We start from the raw sequence: 16,983 nt of genomic DNA, 5'->3' as shown, positions 1-16,983 counted from the left end.
AAGCCTAGCCTTGGGCCACGGGGAGGCATAGCGTGACTTTCGTACCGGGTGCCGGGCCTTTGCGTTCGGCCCTTGGCAGGGGGCTTTGCAGGTCGATCCGTCCGCTCTGTTGCTCGATCACCCATTTGGCAAAGGCCAGCCCGATTCCGAACCCTTCGCTGGCGGTATTACTGGAGCCCTGCCGGAACCGGTCAAAGATCCGGTCCTGTTCAGTGGGGTCGATGCCGCGGCCCTGATCGATGACATTGATGCAGATCCGTTCGTCTTTTTGCTCCAGCGTCATGGCGATTTCCCTCCCTTCCCTTGCATGGCGTATCGCGTTCTGGATCAGCCCGGCCACGACTTGCCGGACCCAGTTGCGATCCCCCTGCGCCATTGGGGCCGTTGCCCCGCTGAGTGTGATGTTCATCCCGGCGCTTTCGACCTGCGGGCGCATGTCCTCGAGCGCCTCGCTGACGGTCTCACCCAGATCAAAAGGTCCGGCGTTAAGTTGCAGCAGCCCTGTTTCGGACCGGGCCAGCCGCAGCAGGTCGTCGATGCGCCGGTTCAGCCGCAGCGCCCTCGTCCGGATCGTCTGGAAGGACCCTTTCGAGACATCGCTGCCGTTCAGACCGATTTCGCTCTCCATCAGGATCACGCTGAGCGGGTTGCGAAGCTCGTGGCTGATATCGGCAAACAGGCGACGCCGGTTTTCATCGGTTCGGGCCAGTTCTTCGACGGCTTCGCGCAGCTCCTCGGTGCGTTCCTCGATGGTGTTGTTCAGCCGGGTCCATTCCGCCTCGACCTCATCCCTTCGGTCCGAGAGCGTTCTTGCCATGCGGTTGGTTTCGGCAAGGACGTGCCCAAGCTCATCGTCCTTTTCGGGCAGGGAGACCGCGAAATCCGCCTGCCGGATCTGCCGGGCGGCGTCGCGCAAGAGGTCCAGCCGCCGGAACAGGGGCCGGATCAGCACAAGGTAAAACCCGATCAGCAGCAGGATGGTGGCCGCGGATATCGCCAGCGCCATCGGGATCAACTGTTGCCGCAGGTCAGTGATGCCGGCGATGATTTCACGCCGGTCACGGATTTCCTCGCTGATCACCGAATTCAGCAGCGGATCGAAACCATGCGCGAAACTGTCAATATGCCCCTGCAAGCGTTCCGGCCCGGCGGTTTCGTCCAAAAGCCCATTTAGCGTGGTATCGAAAAGCGCCTGCATCCGAGCCAGTCCGATGCTTTGCGTCGCGCGGCGTGACTGAGCGTCGAGCCCCGAGGGCGCAGCACCGCTTACCGCTGCTTCGTGGTCGCGACGGAGAGACTCGAAAGTTTCCGAGATGTTCACGGCCAGCCGGTCGAGCCTGTCGGCGCGCGCTTCTGGCGACAGGCCGGATTGTGCGGCTTCGGCCGCGACCACGATGAAACTGGTGACCTGCGTCGACAGCACCGAATAGCGCTCGACCCGTTTTTCTGCCTGAACCGAGGCCTCGATGCGGCTCGAGACGATTTCCATGCCGATGATGCTGAGCGCGGCGCCCAGCAATGCAACCAGCGCCACCAGCCCTGCCCCAAGGGCAAGTTTGGCCTTGAGTGAACTGAATTTCAGGGACACGTGCGGCGGCCCGCCTGCAATGCGAGTGAAATCTGTGCAATCCCCCGGCTTTGGGCCTGTGATACGGGCTTTTGTGACTTAAATCGCAGATTGTGCGCTTTCGTGAGGGTTATATTTACCGCAGAGCTTTACATTGAGGACCGCTACTAATGGTTGTATTGACATGAGGGTATGATGATTGAGTTGATTTTTGTTGCCTGCCTGAGCGCCTCGCCCGCCGAGTGCGAGAGCAGAAGTATGCTTTATACTGATATTTCCCCGATGACTTGCCTCATGCGCGCCCAGCCGGAGCTCGCCAAATGGACCGAGGCGCATCCAAACTGGCAGATCGCCAACTGGAAATGCAAGTCGGTCAACCTGGCCGAGAAAGAAGCGTAACAGCTCTTTCTTACGTTCGCCTGACAGCCGCGCTGTCTTCGGTAAGGTTCAATTTCGATCCGGACTGAGACTTTGGGCTGTGTTTGCCTGACCTCGCTGAAGAGATAGCATCCTGCCTATAGTCGCCTGAGCGATCAGGGGGAGGAATGCGGCATGGATGTTCAGGCAAAGACCCGCCTGTCAGGGCTCGACGATCATCTCGTCGCCGGTCTTGTCGGCCATGACGTTCTGATCGAACGTCTGCTGATCGGGATCCTGTCGGGCGGTCATCTTCTGATCGAGGGCGCGCCCGGTCTTGCCAAGACCCGCGCCGTAAAACGACTGGCCGAGGCGATCGAGGGTGGGTTTGCCCGGATCCAATGCACGCCGGATCTCATGCCCTCGGACCTGACCGGCACGCCGGTGTTTCGCCCCCAGACCGGCGATTTTGAGTTCGTTCCGGGACCGGTTTTCCACAACCTCGTTCTGGTCGACGAAATCAACCGCGCTCCGCCCAAGGTCCAGTCCGCGCTGCTTGAGGCGATGGCCGAAGGGCAGGTTACCAGCGGCAATGCGACCCACAGGCTGCCGGACCCGTTCCTTGTCGTCGCGACGCAGAACCCCATCGAACATGATGGCACCTTTCCCCTGCCGGAGGCGCAGCTCGACCGGTTCCTGCTTCATGTCGTCCTGTCGTTGCCAGACGAGGAAACCGAACGGAAGATCCTTGATCTTGTCGAAGCCGAAAATCAGGCCCCTGTCGCGGCGCCGGTCAGGCTGCACCTCGACGATATGCGTGCGGCGCGGTCCGAGGCGATGGCCGTGCATCTTGCCTCGCCGCTTAGAGATTACATCGTGCGGCTGGTGACGGCGACGCGGCAGCCGCCATTTTCCGAGGATATCGACCACCCTGTGTCGCCGCGCGGATCGCTGGCCCTTGCCGCCGCGGCCAAGGCACGGGCCTATCTGAAGGGGCGGGACCATGCGTTGCCCGAGGATGTGCAGGCGGTGGCCGCAGATGCGCTGGCGCACAGGCTGGTAATGGCATGGCGGGCGGTGGCAGAGGGGAGGACGGCGCGGGCCTTGATAGCCGATGTGCTGAAAGCCGTCGAACCGCTGTGAACCCGGCCCTGCAAGCGCCCGGAGTCTGGCTGGATGCCCGGTCACTGATCGCGCTTCGCACCCATTTGCTGCACGGTGCAGAGACCGAGGTGCAGGCCGCATTGCCCGGCGGGTTCGTCACCCGGCGGCGCGGACAAGGGCAGGAGGTCGCCGACGTGCGGCAATACGTGACCGGCGACGATATCCGGCATCTTGATCGCGGCAGCACCGCCCGCACCGGTGTGCTCCACGTGCGCTCGTTTCAGGAGGAGCGGGACCAAGTGACCTTTCTGGTTGCCGATTTCAGGCCTTCGATGCTCTGGGGGACGCGGCGCGCCTTTCGATCCGTCGCGGCGGCCGAGGCGCTGTCCCTGATCGGGTGGCGCGCCATCGAGGAAGGCGGCCGCGTCGGGCTGCTGGTGATCGGTCCGAAGATGCCGGTCGTGACATCGATCCGCGGCATGGTGCGGGGAATGCTTGCCGTGATAGGCGCCATGGCCCGCGCCCATGCAACGGTTCTGGAAGAGGCGCAAAGTGGGAGGCTCGACGACCCCGATCTTGACGGCGCGCTTGCCCGGGTGACGCGGCTTGCCCCGGCGGGTGCCGAGGTGGTGATTGCCTCGGGCTTCGACCGACCGGGGGGCGATCTTTCGGACCGTCTGGGCCAGTTGGCGCGACGGCGTCATCCCCGGTTGGTGATGGTTGGCGATGGCATAGACGCGCTGCCGCCGGGCAGCTATCCGATCCGGCTTGCCGACGGGTCGCACCGGCTGGGCCGTATCGATGAGGGGCGCGAAGATATCCCGCCGGAACCGCTCGCCGGGTTCCCCTTGCTGCGGGTCGACGCCGCCGCGCCTGTGGCGCAGATGGCGCGGGTGATTAACGGAGGTTTTCCGAGGCGGGAAGGCATGTCTCATGGCTGACCGCGCCCTCAGTCAGGAAGCGATGTTGGCCGGGCTGCATGACATCCGTCTGCCTTCGCATTCCGCGGGTGGTGTTCTGGCGGATTTCCTCGCCGCCGTCGCGCTGGGGTTTTTTCTTGCGGTTGTTGTCGCGCTGCTCTTGCGGTTTCTCCTGCGGTCCAGACCGTCGACCAAGCCGGTCAGTATGAAAGACAGGCTGACGTGCATTGGCACGTTGCCCGAGGACGACCAAAGGCTGGCGCTGCTTCATCTGCTTAAGCAGGACCACCCGCAGGTTTACGCGCGGATATCGGCCCGATTATACGAACCGGGCGGGATGCCCGATCTGCATGGCCTTGAACGCGAGGTCTCGGGGCGTGATTGATCTGGCCGATCCGCTGTTCCTGCTACTGCTGCCTTTGCCGGTCGTTGTCCTGTGGCTGATCCCCGGGCACGCCCATAGGGGCGCGGCCCTGGCTGTGCCGGACGGCGTCGCCCAAACCCTGCTAAAGGCGGGCCAGCAACAGATGCTGAAATCCGGGCGCCGGTTGCTGCTGCCGGGTCTGGTCTGGCTGCTGCTTGTCTTCGCGCTAGCCGGACCGCGCCTGCTTGAACCTGTATCGGCCCTGCGCGTTTCGGGGCGCGATCTTGCCATCGCCATCGATCTGTCGGGGTCCATGGTGCGCGATGATTTCCACCTTGATGGGCAGCAGGTTACCCGGCTTGAGGCGGTGCAAAAGGTAGGGTCGGATTTCGTCCGGCGCCGGGCGGGGGATCGCGTTGCGCTGATCGTGTTCGGGTCAGAGGCCTATTACGCCGCGCCGTTTTCATTCGATACCGAGGCCATCGCGCGCCGAATCGAAGAGGCGAGCATCGGCATTTCTGGACGGGCGACGAATATCTCTGACGGGCTGGGGCTTGCGCTGAAGCGGATGGAGCAGTCGGACGCCGCGACCAAGGTGGTGATCCTGCTGTCCGACGGTATCAGCAACGCCGGGTCCACGAACCCGCGCGCGGTGGCCCGTCTTGCGGCGGATATGGGCGTGCGCGTGCATACGATAGCCCTTGGCCCCAGGGACCTTGAGACCAGCGATCCGGGAGAGCGGGGCGTCGTCGATGCGGCCACCCTGCGTGCGATTTCCGAGTTGAGCGGCGGCACCAGTTTCCGTGTCCGCACCAGCGAGGATCTGCTGGAGGTCACGCAGGCGCTGGACCGGCTCGAGGCCACTACAGGCGATGGTCTTGCCGCCGAGGTCTACCGCGAACTCTGGATTTACCCGGCGCTGCTGGCCGGTCTTTGCTGTCTTTGGATCGGGTGGAGGGGAACGCGATGAGCGATCTAGAGCTTCTGCGCCCGCTCTGGCTGTTGCTCCTGCCGTTTCTGGCGGTGTTGGTGCTGGTGATTGGGCGACGTCCAGCGCGTCTGGGGGGCTGGGACATGGCCCTTGATCCGCATTTGAAAGCGGCTTTGCAGGCGCTTGGCCGGGTAGACGCCGGGCGACGCGGGTTTGCGGCGCTGGCACCTCTGCTTGCGGCAGGTCTGATCTTTGCCGCCCTGTCCGGTCCGGCGGTGGAACGGCGGGACGCTGCCGCCTATCGCAATCTCGACGGCGTGGTTTTCGTAATGGATGCTTCGGAGTTGCTTGAGGAGGACGGCAACCGGTTGGCTTTACAGACGGCGGGCAGGGTGGGGGTGGCGGCCTTGCAAAGCCGTCCCGCCGCGCTGGTGGTCTATGCGGGCGACGCCTATGTGGCGGCCGACATGACGGCGGACACACGGCAACTTGGCCAGACCCTGTCTCTTGTTGATGGCGAAACCGTTCCGGACAAGGGGTCGCGGCCCGAGCGGGGATTGTCCCTTGCGGCGACGATCCTTGCTGAATCCGGTACGCTTGCCGGGGATGTCATCCTGTTGACCGATGGCGCGGGCATCGGCCCCGACGCGATGCAGGCTGCAGCAGATATTGCGGGGCAGGGTGCGCGGCTTTCGGTCGTGGTGCCGGGAGATGTCGCCGCTGCCGAAACGCTGGCCCGCACCGGGGGCGGAGAGGTGTTTCGCACCTCGGATACACAGGCTTTGGCCAGCTTCTTGCAAGAGGATGCACGTGACCGACTGGAGCGACAGGATTACCCGCTGCTGTTCCGGATGGACCTTGGGCGATACCTGTTGCTGCTTGCGCTGATCCCGGTGCTGCTGATGTTCCGTAGGGCGGCGGCATGAAACGTCCCGCCTATATCGCGGTGGCGGCGATGATTTGCCTTGTCCTTGCGCTGCTTGCCGGGCACGGGACCGCGCCGCTTGGCCGTCTTGCGCTTGGGCTTGGGATGAATCGCCTTGCCGAGCCTTTGCTGGCAGAACCGGGTTGGAAAGGCATCGCGCTGTACCGGGCTGGCGATCATGCGGGCGCGGCGGAGGAATTTCGACGGGCGGGCGATTTTTTCAATCTCGGCAATGCCGAAGCGCAGGCAGGCAATTATGCCGCCGCGCTCGAAGCCTATGACGTTGCGCGGCTTGCGGGCGATGAACAGGCGGCGGCCAATTTCGACCTGCTCGCTGCCTTTTACGCGAGCCTCGCGCTTGACCCCGAGGCGCCGATTGCGTGGTTCACCGAAAAGGACGGCGGAGAGGGAGCGGTGGTGAAATCTTCCATTGCGCAAGGCAACGCCCGCGCCGCCGGGGCAGGGGACGGCACCACCAATACCGGCGCGCTGTTGGGTCTGCCGGAACTGGCAAGCCACGGCGACGAGCGCATCCGCAAGATTTTCGACGACCGGTTCATGGTCGCCAACACCCGCTGGCTGGCTACGCTGTCGGACGTGCCCGGCGAATACCTCAAGGCACGGATCGCGCAGGAACATAAGCGCCGCAAAAAGCTTGGTCTCTCTCCACCCGAGCCGGAAGATCCGCGATGAGACTCCTGTTGCTCTGCCTGTTGATGTTGCCTGGGCTGGCCTGTGCTCAGACCCGCGCCGTCAATCCCGGTGAACTGGCGCTGGAGGTGAGCGTTGAAACCTCGGCCGATGATATCCTGAAGGGCGAAATGGTGCTGGTCACCATCCACGGTCGCTATCGAAGGCATATCACGCTGGAAAAGCTCGAAACGCCGGAGCTTGACGGTTTCAACTGGATGCAACTGGGGCAGGACACGTGGTACGAGACCCGCGAGCGTGGCCAGCCGATCAAGAATTTCCGGCGTCGGATGGCGTTGTTTCCTGACCGGACCGGGGCGCTGACGATCCCGCCTTTCGTGCATCATCTGACCCTGACGGATGAGGGCGATGACTGGTTCGAGCATGAGATAGCCTCGGCCCCGGTTTCGCTTGACGTGGGCCCCGCGCCTGCGGTCGAGGGCTGGTGGTTTCCGGTGCGCCGGCTTGAAATCTCGGATCAATGGTCGAATGCGCCGGACCAGCTGCAACCGGGCGAGGGCGTGTTGCGGGTGATCCGTATTCAGGCCATCGGCGTGTCGCCGGACATGATCCCGCCGATGCCCGAACTGCATTCGCCCAGTGCGATGATTTTTCCGCACCCGGACAAGCGGTTTGTTGAACTTTCACCGATGGGTCCGGTTTCCATTGCGTTCTGGCGCTGGACGATCCGGCCCACCAACAACACCTCGGCCATCATCGAACCGATCGAGTTCGACTATTTCGATACCACGACCCGCAAGATGCAGACGGTCACGATCTCGGCCCAGCGGATCGCGATGGAGGAAAGCGCGGCACCGCCCAGCATGCCGACCCCTGAACCCACCCGGCTGCATCCGCTGCTGATGACGCTGGCGTTTGTCGTGGCGCTTGGGGCGGGCACATGGCTGCTCTGGCCGGGGCGCGATCTTGCGCTTGCCACTGACCGGTTCGGCCCCTTCGATCCGCTGCGGTTCAGGCTTCGCCAGTCCGCGCGACGCGGCGATCTTTCCGGCCTTCGCCATCATGCGGCGGCACTGATCGCGCGCGAAGGAACGGGGCAGCATCTGCTGCGCGAGTTCGACGAGGCGGTTTTTGGAAAAGGCGGTATCGCCCGGGATCAGCGTGAATTCGCACGCGAATTCGCGGCCCGGCTGAGCCGTGAAATACGCGAAAACAGACGCGAGTTCGTGCGATCTACCGCCACCTAAGGCTGAATTGTCCGAATCCCCGGCATCGGCGACGCTCTGTCGGACTTACGTCCAAGAGCAACCGGAAAGGTCATGGGAGGAAGTTCAATGACATTACTATCTAAAATGCTGGGCGGCGGCGGCGATGGGGGTGGGGCAAAGTTCAGCCACGTCAAGATCCATCCCGCTGTAGATGGCGGGGTCAAACCCGGATCGGGCAGCTTTTCGGGCGGTACGCTGTCCTGCAAGTGTCCGAGCAACAAGGTAACCGTCGAGGTGTCGGGCCAGACCGCCCATAACCACGTCTGCGGATGCACCAAGTGCTGGAAACCCGACGGCGCGGTATTTTCACAGATCGCCGTAGTTGGCCGTGATAACGTCAAGGTCACCGCGAACGAGGACAAGCTGGAAGTGATCGATGCCTCGGCGGCGATCCAGCGTCACGCCTGCAAGGAATGCGGCACCCATATGTACGGCCGGATCGAAAACACCGGGCACCCGTTCCACGGGCTCGATTTCGTTCATACCGAGCTTTCACCCCAAAGCGGCTGGTCCGCGCCCGAGTTCGCGGCCTTTGTTTCGTCTATCATCGAATCCGGGGTGTCACCGGACCGGATGGACGGGATTCGGGGCCGATTGAGAGAGCTCGATCTTGAACCCTATGACTGCCTGTCGCCGCCGTTGATGGATCTTATCGCGACCCACACGGCCAAAGCGAACGGCGTCCAGTTTTCATGAGACCCTGACCGCGAGGAACAGGCACCGCCGCATGCCGGCCCAATCCGGTGTGCGGTGGTATGCAACTCTTGCGCGAATCTTCCGATGGTTGTTAGATTCCCATCGGGAGGAACTTTCATGAAACACGAACCGGTAAGGCACTCACCTTGCCGCGTGCAGTCTGTCATGGTGATCGACGATCATCCGCTGTACTGCGACGCGCTTGCGACGACCCTTCGGCACGCATTTCCAAGTTGCCACATCGAAACCGCTTCCACACTTTGCGACGGGCTCAACCTGCTGACCGGCGATTTTAAGCCGGATATGGTGATGCTTGATCTGCGGCTGCCGGACGTCACGGGTATCAGTGGATACCTGCGTCTGCGCGACCGTCTGCCCGATACGCCCATCGTGGTTATATCGGCGCTGACCTCGGCCGACGTGGTGCATACGCTGATGGACGCGGGCGCTGCGGGTTTCGTGCCAAAGGATATCTCCTCCGAGGTTCTGCAAGAGGCGCTATGCGAGGTCAGCATGGGCCGTCGCTATCTGCCGAAAGAGCACCGTCAGAGCTATCGCCCCGCCGCGCGTGCTGCCGCCCTGCATGATGTAAGCTGGAAGATCGCGGAACTGACACCGCAGCAGACCCGCATCATGAAGCTCATCTGTGCAGGCAAGCCGAACAAGCAGATCGCCTATGAGTTGTCTCTCGCCGAAGCGACGGTAAAGGCGCATATCACCGCCCTGCTGCGGCGGCTTGGCGTACAGAACCGGACGCAGGCGGCAATGCTGGTCGAAAGCGCGAATCTCGAAGGGGAATCCCAAAGCAGTGACGCGGCTGCCCGGGCCTTCCTGAGCCAGTAGTGCCCAAGGCGCCCTGATGCTTCAGATCGCCCCGCAGCAATCCTCGATCCGCATCGGCATTTCATACCTGTCCGATGCGGGAGAGGCCGTGCGTGAAATCGTCGATACGCTCGACACCTCGGACTCCTGCTTTTTGCTGGTGTTCGCGCCCGACCGGCTTGACCCGGACAATTTGGCCGAGGCGCTTGATCAGGGGTTCGCGGGGGTGCCGGTTTTCGGCTGCACCACGGCAGGTCAGATCACGCCCGAGGGCTATGAGGATGACGCGCTTCTTGTCGTGTCCTTCCCGAAATCCCGGTTCCGCTGCGCGACGCTCCTTGTGTCGCCGCTGAAACCCCTTTCGATCAAGCAGATCGCGGCGGATGTGCATCGCCTTTCTGCACAGTTCCAGAAGACGGCGAACTGGAACCGGCTGGCGCTGACATTCACCGACGGGTTGTCCAAGCAGGAGGACATGCTGGTTGCGGCGCTTGCCGCGGGTCTTGGTGAAATGCCGGTCTTTGGCGGATCGGCGGGAAACGGGTTGCAGTTCCGCGAGACATCCGTGCTGCACATGGGCAAGTTTCACCGCAATGCCGCGCTGGTGCTGATCCTGGAAACCGATCTCGAATTCACCGGCCTGGGCTTTGACCATTTCCTGCCGACCGAGAAACAGATGGTGGTGACCGAGGCCGTCCCCGGCGAACGGATGGTTCTTGAGTTGAACGGGGCACCGGCCGCCGAGGAATATGCCCGGCTGATCGGCGTTCCGGTCGACCAGCTTTCGCCGCAGGTCTTTGCCGAGAACCCCGTGCTGGTGCGAAACAACACACTTTACCATGTGCGCGCCATTCAGGAGGTGCAGGGAAATGGCGGGCTATCGTTCTTTTCGGCCATTGACGTGGGGCTGGTGCTGACCCTCGGGCGGGGTCAGGAAATCCTGCGGACGCTGGACGAGGAGCTCGACGTGCGCAACGCGCGCGGCAAGTCGCCGGAATTCGTGCTGGGTTTCGACTGCTTCCTGCGCAAACTCGAGATCGAACAGAAACAACTGAGGGAACCGGCCTCGCGCATTCTGCAGGCCCGCAAGGTGATCGGTTTCAACACCTATGGTGAGCAGCATTGCGGCGTGCACGTGAACCAGACCTTTGTCGGCGTGGCTTTCTTTGAACCTCAAAGGCGGGACTTGCATTGATCAACAGCGACGACCCGCTCGAAGTACAGGTAGCCAAGCAGGCCAAGATCATCGAGGCGCTGGTGCGCCGCGCCGGGAGGCAGAACGATGTAGGAAGCTCGGCGTATTCCGCCTTTCAGTCCGCCATCGCGCTGCAGGGTCAGATCTGGGCCAAGACCCGCGATCTTGAACGCGCTTCGAACGAACTTGAACTGCTGCGCTTTGATCGCGAGCGCACGCAGAAGAATCTTGCAGATGCGCTTTCGGTCATGGAAGGCGGATTTGCACTCTTTACCAACGGGCGTCTTCAGGTCTGCAACGATCTTTTCAAGACTCTGCTCCCGGATATCACCGACAAGATCCTGCCCGATCTGAGCGTTGCCGATTACTTTCAGGCGGTGCGCAACAGCAGCCATATCGTCACGCGCGATGACAAGACCCGGCGCAACCTGCGCCGTGCGGGTAATGCCACCCCCGGTTCCGCGTTGATCTCTTTCGTGCTCGAAGTGGTCGGTGATCGCTGGTTCCAGATCAGCCAGCAGCACGCGAGCGCTGATAATATCGTCGTCCTGCAAACCGAGATCACCGATATCGTTCGTAAGAACCGGACCGAGAAAGACCTGCTGATCGACCGGCACGCCCATTACCTTCAGGCGGCCATCGATCACATGAGCCTTGGCATCTGTACCTTTTCCAACGCGGGCACGGTGATGATCCATAACGCCCGGTTCTGCGAGCTTCTTGGCCTGCCTTTTGTCCTCGCGCAGGACGGGACCAAGTTCTCGCGCATCCTGCGGTTCATCAAGGAAAACTACGAGGTCTCCGCCGACGGGCTGAATGCCAATGACGGCTGGTCGCGCAAGCTGCGGCGCGAGGGCCGGTTGCGCGAAAGGCTCCGCCATCGCAGCGGCAATGTGCTTGACCTGCATGTTCACCTGCTGCCCGATCAGGGGTTTCTGGTGGACATCAAGGATGTGACGCTGGAATCTCGCACCACGGCGATGCTGGAAAAACGGGTGCAGGAGCGGACCTCGGAACTGACCCGCGCCAATGCGCAGATGACCGAGCAGTATCAGGAACAGGCCCGCGTCGAAGAGGAACTGCGCCTTGCCAAGGAAGAGGCCGAAGCGGCGGTTTCCTCAAAGACCCGTTTCCTTGCGGCGGCCAGCCATGACCTGCTGCAACCGATCAACGCGGCCAAACTGCTGATTTCCACGCTGAGGGACATGTCGCAGGGCACCAACATGGAATCGATGGTCGAACGGCTCGACGGGTCGTTCAACTCGATGGAGACGCTGCTGCACGCGCTTCTTGACATATCGAGGCTGGAAAGCACCGGCAGCGGGCTGTCGCCGTCAGATTTCTGTCTGGGCACGATCATGCAGACCGTCATCGAGGACCAGGAGCCGATTGCCCGCAAGAAAGGCGTGCAGCTCGACATGGTGCCTTCGACGGTCTGGGTCCGCAGCGACCAACGCTACCTGTTGCGTTCGATCCAGAACCTCGTGGTGAACGCGATCCAGTATACCGAAAAGGGCCGTGTCCTGATCGGTTGTCGCCGCCGTGGCGACAAGGTCGTGCTCGAAGTCTGGGACACGGGCATCGGCATTTCGCATCGCGACCAGAAACGCGTTTTCGAGGAATTCACGCGCGCCGAAAACGTGCCCCCCGGATCTGGCATGGGGCTTGGCCTTTCGATCGTCGACCGTACCTGTCGCCACCTTGGCCACAAGGTGGGGGTCCGGTCCAAACCCAATGTCGGGTCGGTCTTTTCCATCGAGATGGACGTGATCGAGGAACGCCCGATGATCACCGCCCCGTCGCCGGATGTGAAAAGCGATCAGTTCGCCGATATGGACGTTATAGCGCTGGTGGTCGAAAACGATCCCGATGTGCTTTTTGCCACGGTCCAGAAACTCGACAGCTGGGGGGCCAGCGTTCTGGGCGCGCAGTCCACCATGGAGGCGCTTGAAATGGTGCGCGACCTCGGGATGCCACCCGACATCATCCTTGCCGATTACCAGCTCGACGGCCATGCCACGGGCATCGAGACGATACAGGCGGTGCGGGCCGAAACCGGTTTCCACGTGCCTGCCATCATGATCACCGCCAACCGCAGCGCGTCGCTTGTCGATACTGGCAGTGTGCATGATTTCACCGTGCTGCCCAAACCCGTCGAACTTTCGCGGCTGCGCAGCCTGATCGGCTGGAAAACGCGCGTTTCGCCAGAGCGAGAACCGCCGTCACCGACAAAAGTCTCGGATGACGCCCGGCACGCTTGATCTAGGCTGATCCGAAAGGAGGACTCTATGCGACTGTTGCGGCTTTTCATCCTGACAACCCTGCTCTCTGGCCCGGTTCTTGCCGACACGGCCCAGACCACCAAGACGGAAACCTATGACTTGTTGTTCCGGGACGGGACGCTTGATGACGTGTCGCGTGACAAGTCGCTCGTCTATGATCGCCACGTCAGCAACCGGCTGCTGCCCGACACCGCCACCCGCGACACCGGACGCATCGTTCTGGAATTCGGTGGCGAGGATGCGGGGCAGGCCAATCTAAAATTCCGGCAGGACGGCAAGTATCGCAACCTTGGCAGTTTTCCGGCGAGCGTCGGCAATCCGATCATCATGTATTTCGTTGAAACCGTTGTGCGCGACATGGCTGAATCGGCGGGTGGCAGCCCCTTTTACATTCGCAACCGCGTGAAAGAGTCGCTGATCCGCCCCGCCGAACGCCATGAGGAGGGCGACAGCGTCGACGTGATCCTGCGTCCCTTTGACGGCGATCCCAACGCGGCGCGGATGAATGGTTTTGGCGATCTTGCGCTAACCGTCACCATGTCGGACGAGATTCCCGGCTGGTATCGTTCGCTTTCGGCCAGTGTTCCCGCCCCGGATGGCGGCGCGCCGATCTATTCCTCGACCCTCAGCTTTGACGGAATGGAAGACAGCGAATGAAACCGCTCGCTGTCTTCCTGAGCCTGATTGGCGGAGGTCTCTATGCACAGACCTCGGTGCAGGAGAGGCTGAACGACTACCCCACCGCCGCCCGGGCGGATTACGTGTTTGCCTGCATGGCCGTGAACGGGCAGTCGCGCCAGGTGCTTGGGCAGTGTTCCTGTTCCATCGACGTGATCGCCTCGATCCTGCCTTACGACAAATATGTCGAGGCCGAGACGGTGCTTTCGCTTCAGCAGACCGGGGGGGAGCGTATGTCGATGTTCCGCTCCGCCGCTATGCCCCGCGCTTTTGTCGCGGACCTGCGCCGCGCGCAGGCCGAAGCCGAAATCGTCTGTTTCTGAACCCTCAGATTTCGCCATCCTTGGGCAGTATCTGTTCAAAGATATTGCCTTCGGTATCGCGCGCGCGAACCCGCAGCGCAGGCGCGCCATTGTCGCGATAGGCAAAGCGGAACACTGGGTTCTCGCTAATGGAAATCCCGCCTTCCATGGTGAAAAGCAATTCCTCGCCCTGATAGACCTCAAGTTCGTCGATGAAATGCGCGTTTATGAAAAGCTGTGTGATTTGATCGCGTTGCAGCCCTGAGTAATTCGGATGCCGGATCATGATCTGTGCCTCGCGCCGCGTGTTCGACATCGCGGGTTTGTCACCAAAGGACCGCAGCCGCATCTGCCCCATCGAGGCCAGTGCCACTTCGGGGTCCTTGCTGGCCGGGGCCGAGCATCCGCCCGAGGCTTTGACAAACCGTCCTGTCATCACCAGCCCGTCGCCCGTATTCGCGATGACGCGGATGTTGGAATATTGATTGACGCGCACCCGGAGCTCGAAATCCAGTGGCGTCATGCCGGGACCAAAAGTGAAATCGCCCGCCAGAGGGGCGGGGTTTTCATCTATCACGATCATGAGGCTGTCGATATCTGCATCCGGATCGGTCTGCGTCAGGTGCAGCGGAACGATGGCCGCATCCTCGGCACGATAGGGCGCATCGAGCGCGATGAGCGCCGACCCATCCCCGATCTCGCGATCCCCGACGATGTCATATTCCAGATCCGCCCAAGTCTCACCCTCGACAAGCGGGTTCTTGATTTCCTGGTCCGCAGCCATTGCGGCACCAGCCGCAATAACCGCCAGCGCAGCGGCTTGTATCAGTTTGAAGGGCATTCCGGTTCTCCTCACGACGCGGCATGCATGGCTGATCTTACGCCGTAAGCGGGCAAAAATCACTAATCCCTTGGTCGGGGTGGTCTGAAATCACCGTGATCGGCCAGTCTTGGCCAAGGATCATCCAGCGGAGCCATCCCATGTTCGAGGCCGTCGTGACCCTCTGCCTGGTTCTTGGTAGTTCCGACTGCCGGGAAGTGTTATCGCCGGACTACGAAGCCACGGACAAAGCCGGATGCGAGGCGGCGCTGATGGATCGACAGCCTCCGGAACCGGGAGCGTTCTGCAGGGAATCTCCTCCGGGACTGGGTTTTGAAGACGTCGGCGCGGGCATTTTTCTGCACCGTGGAGAGATCGCGGAACCCGATGCCGGCAACCTCGGCGATGTCTCGAACATCGCGTTTGTCATTGGCGCGCAATCGGTTGCTGTCATCGACAGCGGCAGTGCCGCTTGGATGGGTGAGGCGATCTGGCGGGCGATCCGGGCGCGCACCGACCTGCCGGTCAGCCATGTGATTTTGACCCATATGCACCCGGATCACGTCTTTGGCGCCAGCGTGTTTGCCGGTGCCGGGGCGCAGGTTGTTGCGCATGCCGGTCTTGAACGCGCGTTGGCGGACCGGCGCGAAAACTATATGGAAAGCCTGCGTACGCTTATCGGTGCCGTGCCACTGATCGGCACAGAAGCGGCGAAGGTCGATATCGCGGTCGAGAGTACGAGGGAGATTGACCTTGGCGGTCGGGTTTTGTCACTCAGGGCATGGCCGACCGCCCATACCGGCAATGATCTGACGGCTTTCGATCCGACGAGTGGTATCCTGTTTGCCGGTGATCTTGTCTTTGCCGAACATACCCCGGCGCTTGATGGGAGCCTGCTCGGCTGGCTGTCGGCGCTCGAGGAACTCAAGACTCTTCCTGCCAAACGCGTCGTTCCCGGTCACGGCGGCCCGCTTCTGGACTGGCCCCAAGGGGCTGACCCGCTTGAGGCCTATCTGAATACGCTTGCCCGCGATACACGCGCGGCCATTGCCGAAGGACAGCGGATGGGTGACGCGGTTACTACCATCGCCACGTCTCAGGCTCCGCACTGGCAGTTGTTCGACGCCTTCAACCGCCGCAACGCCACGGTGGCCTTTTCGGAACTGGAATGGGAGTAAGCTATTCTTCGGCCGCAGCGAGCAGCATCTGCGCGATTGCGTAGATACGTTTTTCCAGCAGCACCGGCGTCTCGCAGACATAGGTGAGCGATTTTGCGCGGTCGGTATAGATACGTTCGTCCCAGTCGGCCTGCGCCTCAAGCGCGTCGACCATGTCGAAATCGGGCTTTTCCGCCGCCATCAGTTCGGTCATCTCGGTTCGCGCCGCGTCGATCTTTTCTGCAAGCGCAATCTGCGAGAATGAATAGTCACTGATTCCCTTCATGATCACCTTGCGCGTCGCCGACAGCCGGTCGAAGGCATCGACAAAGACAGCGCCCATCAGATCCGGGTTTCGCCCATGCTTGGCGGTGAACGCGGAGAGCGCGGGTTCGATCTCTTCCAGCTCAAGGCGGCGCAGGGCGAACCGGCTCGCCAGTTCGTCGATATCGGCCTGAACGTCGGCGGATATTTCTGTTTCTTCCACGGGGTAGGGCCACATCAGCCCGACGGAGAGAGATTCAACCTTTCGTTGAATGCAGGGCCAGCCTGGATCGGAAAAATCCGCCCCCTGCGCCGTTGCGCCAAGGCCTAGCACAGCGCATAGAACCAGCGTTCCCAGCTTTGGTTTCATGGCTTTCCTCCCTGCCTGGAACTCTAGCAGAGCGTGTTTCGAAGTCCATCTCGCCGAATACCAACCAAGGTCGCAATTGTTCGGTTTCGACCCCCACTTATACTCGGGATCAATCGCCCAGATAGCGGCGTCAAGGGAGGAGAACGCGATGAAAACCCGCGCCGCAGTTGCCGTTGAAGCCGGCAAACCGCTTGAAATCATGGAGGTGAATCTCGAAGGTCCGAAGGCGGGCGAGGTTCTGGTCGAGATCAAGGCCACCGGCATCTGCCATACCGACGAATTCACCCTTTCGGGCGCCGATCCCGAAGGT

General features: G+C 61.9%; 18 protein-coding genes and 1 pseudogene. 16 read left to right on the top strand and 3 right to left on the bottom strand.

Annotation, left to right across the window (positions count from 1 at the left end; translation table 11 throughout):
- Positions 1-4: 4 nt before the first annotated feature.
- Positions 5-1,588, bottom strand: coding sequence for an ATP-binding protein (locus tag ACU0FH_RS02445; protein WP_446193205.1), 1,584 nt, complete (start codon positions 1,586-1,588; stop codon positions 5-7).
- 174 nt (positions 1,589-1,762) lie between these two features.
- Here ACU0FH_RS02445 and ACU0FH_RS02440 point away from each other — a divergent pair, with 174 nt between their 5' ends.
- From ACU0FH_RS02440 to ACU0FH_RS02375, 14 genes are all read left to right on the top strand, one after another.
- A complete protein-coding gene (locus ACU0FH_RS02440; protein WP_238372772.1) occupies positions 1,763-1,966 on the top strand; it encodes a hypothetical protein in 204 nt (67 codons plus the stop codon).
- 153 nt (positions 1,967-2,119) lie between these two features.
- The gene (locus ACU0FH_RS02435) at positions 2,120-3,067 is read left to right on the top strand and encodes an AAA family ATPase (RefSeq protein WP_446193204.1); all 948 of its coding nucleotides are present in this window, start codon (positions 2,120-2,122) and stop codon (positions 3,065-3,067) included.
- Positions 3,064-3,969, top strand: coding sequence for a DUF58 domain-containing protein (locus ACU0FH_RS02430; RefSeq protein ID WP_446193203.1), 906 nt, complete (start codon positions 3,064-3,066; stop codon positions 3,967-3,969). The genes ACU0FH_RS02435 and ACU0FH_RS02430 overlap by 4 nt, the downstream gene beginning before the upstream one ends.
- Positions 3,962-4,333, top strand: coding sequence for a hypothetical protein (locus ACU0FH_RS02425; protein ID WP_446193202.1), 372 nt, complete (start codon positions 3,962-3,964; stop codon positions 4,331-4,333). The genes ACU0FH_RS02430 and ACU0FH_RS02425 overlap by 8 nt, the downstream gene beginning before the upstream one ends.
- The gene (locus tag ACU0FH_RS02420) at positions 4,326-5,282 is read left to right on the top strand and encodes a VWA domain-containing protein (protein WP_446193201.1); all 957 of its coding nucleotides are present in this window, start codon (positions 4,326-4,328) and stop codon (positions 5,280-5,282) included. The genes ACU0FH_RS02425 and ACU0FH_RS02420 overlap by 8 nt, the downstream gene beginning before the upstream one ends.
- Positions 5,279-6,169 (top strand): VWA domain-containing protein, encoded by an 891-nt coding sequence (locus ACU0FH_RS02415; RefSeq protein WP_446193200.1) that lies wholly within the window; start codon positions 5,279-5,281, stop codon positions 6,167-6,169. The genes ACU0FH_RS02420 and ACU0FH_RS02415 overlap by 4 nt, the downstream gene beginning before the upstream one ends.
- Positions 6,166-6,861: a hypothetical protein gene (locus tag ACU0FH_RS02410; RefSeq protein WP_446193199.1), complete on the top strand. Its 696-nt coding sequence runs from the start codon at positions 6,166-6,168 to the stop codon at positions 6,859-6,861. Before ACU0FH_RS02415 ends, ACU0FH_RS02410 begins: the two co-directional genes overlap by 4 nt.
- A complete protein-coding gene (locus ACU0FH_RS02405; protein ID WP_446193198.1) occupies positions 6,858-8,066 on the top strand; it encodes a hypothetical protein in 1,209 nt (402 codons plus the stop codon). The genes ACU0FH_RS02410 and ACU0FH_RS02405 overlap by 4 nt, the downstream gene beginning before the upstream one ends.
- Positions 8,067-8,171: 105 nt before the next feature.
- Positions 8,172-8,783, top strand: a complete 612-nt coding sequence (gfa, locus tag ACU0FH_RS02400) for an S-(hydroxymethyl)glutathione synthase (RefSeq protein WP_369824815.1) — start codon at positions 8,172-8,174, stop codon at positions 8,781-8,783.
- 117 nt (positions 8,784-8,900) lie between these two features.
- Entirely contained in the window at positions 8,901-9,626 is a 726-nt protein-coding gene (locus ACU0FH_RS02395) for a response regulator (RefSeq protein ID WP_238372763.1), read from the top strand.
- Positions 9,627-9,642: 16 nt separating this feature from the next.
- A complete protein-coding gene (locus tag ACU0FH_RS02390; protein WP_446193197.1) occupies positions 9,643-10,800 on the top strand; it encodes an FIST N-terminal domain-containing protein in 1,158 nt (385 codons plus the stop codon).
- Complete coding sequence (locus tag ACU0FH_RS02385; RefSeq protein WP_446193196.1) at positions 10,797-13,061, top strand: ATP-binding protein; 2,265 nt, start codon at positions 10,797-10,799, stop codon at positions 13,059-13,061. The genes ACU0FH_RS02390 and ACU0FH_RS02385 overlap by 4 nt, the downstream gene beginning before the upstream one ends.
- Positions 13,062-13,088: 27 nt before the next feature.
- Positions 13,089-13,739 (top strand): hypothetical protein, encoded by a 651-nt coding sequence (locus ACU0FH_RS02380; RefSeq protein ID WP_446193195.1) that lies wholly within the window; start codon positions 13,089-13,091, stop codon positions 13,737-13,739.
- Complete coding sequence (locus ACU0FH_RS02375; RefSeq protein ID WP_446193194.1) at positions 13,736-14,083, top strand: hypothetical protein; 348 nt, start codon at positions 13,736-13,738, stop codon at positions 14,081-14,083. The genes ACU0FH_RS02380 and ACU0FH_RS02375 overlap by 4 nt, the downstream gene beginning before the upstream one ends.
- A gap of 4 nt (positions 14,084-14,087) precedes the next feature.
- Here ACU0FH_RS02375 and ACU0FH_RS02370 read toward each other — a convergent pair whose 3' ends face one another.
- The gene (locus ACU0FH_RS02370; protein ID WP_446193193.1) at positions 14,088-14,903 is read right to left on the bottom strand and encodes a quinoprotein dehydrogenase-associated SoxYZ-like carrier; all 816 of its coding nucleotides are present in this window, start codon (positions 14,901-14,903) and stop codon (positions 14,088-14,090) included.
- Positions 14,904-15,043: 140 nt separating this feature from the next.
- On the opposite strand from ACU0FH_RS02370, the gene ACU0FH_RS02365 reads away from it, so the two are divergent.
- Positions 15,044-16,060, top strand: a complete 1,017-nt coding sequence (locus tag ACU0FH_RS02365; protein ID WP_446193192.1) for a quinoprotein relay system zinc metallohydrolase 2 — start codon at positions 15,044-15,046, stop codon at positions 16,058-16,060.
- Position 16,061: 1 nt separating this feature from the next.
- Here the strand turns inward: ACU0FH_RS02365 and ACU0FH_RS02360 are convergent, their stop codons facing one another.
- Entirely contained in the window at positions 16,062-16,673 is a 612-nt protein-coding gene (locus ACU0FH_RS02360; protein ID WP_446193191.1) for a hypothetical protein, read from the bottom strand.
- 148 nt (positions 16,674-16,821) lie between these two features.
- On the opposite strand from ACU0FH_RS02360, the pseudogene ACU0FH_RS02355 reads away from it, so the two are divergent.
- Positions 16,822-16,983, top strand: a pseudogene (locus ACU0FH_RS02355) (S-(hydroxymethyl)glutathione dehydrogenase); the annotation flags it as partial.

The sequence above is a fragment of the Heliomarina sp. genome, from assembly GCF_052826185.1.
This window is presented reverse-complemented; position numbering and strand designations above follow the sequence as displayed.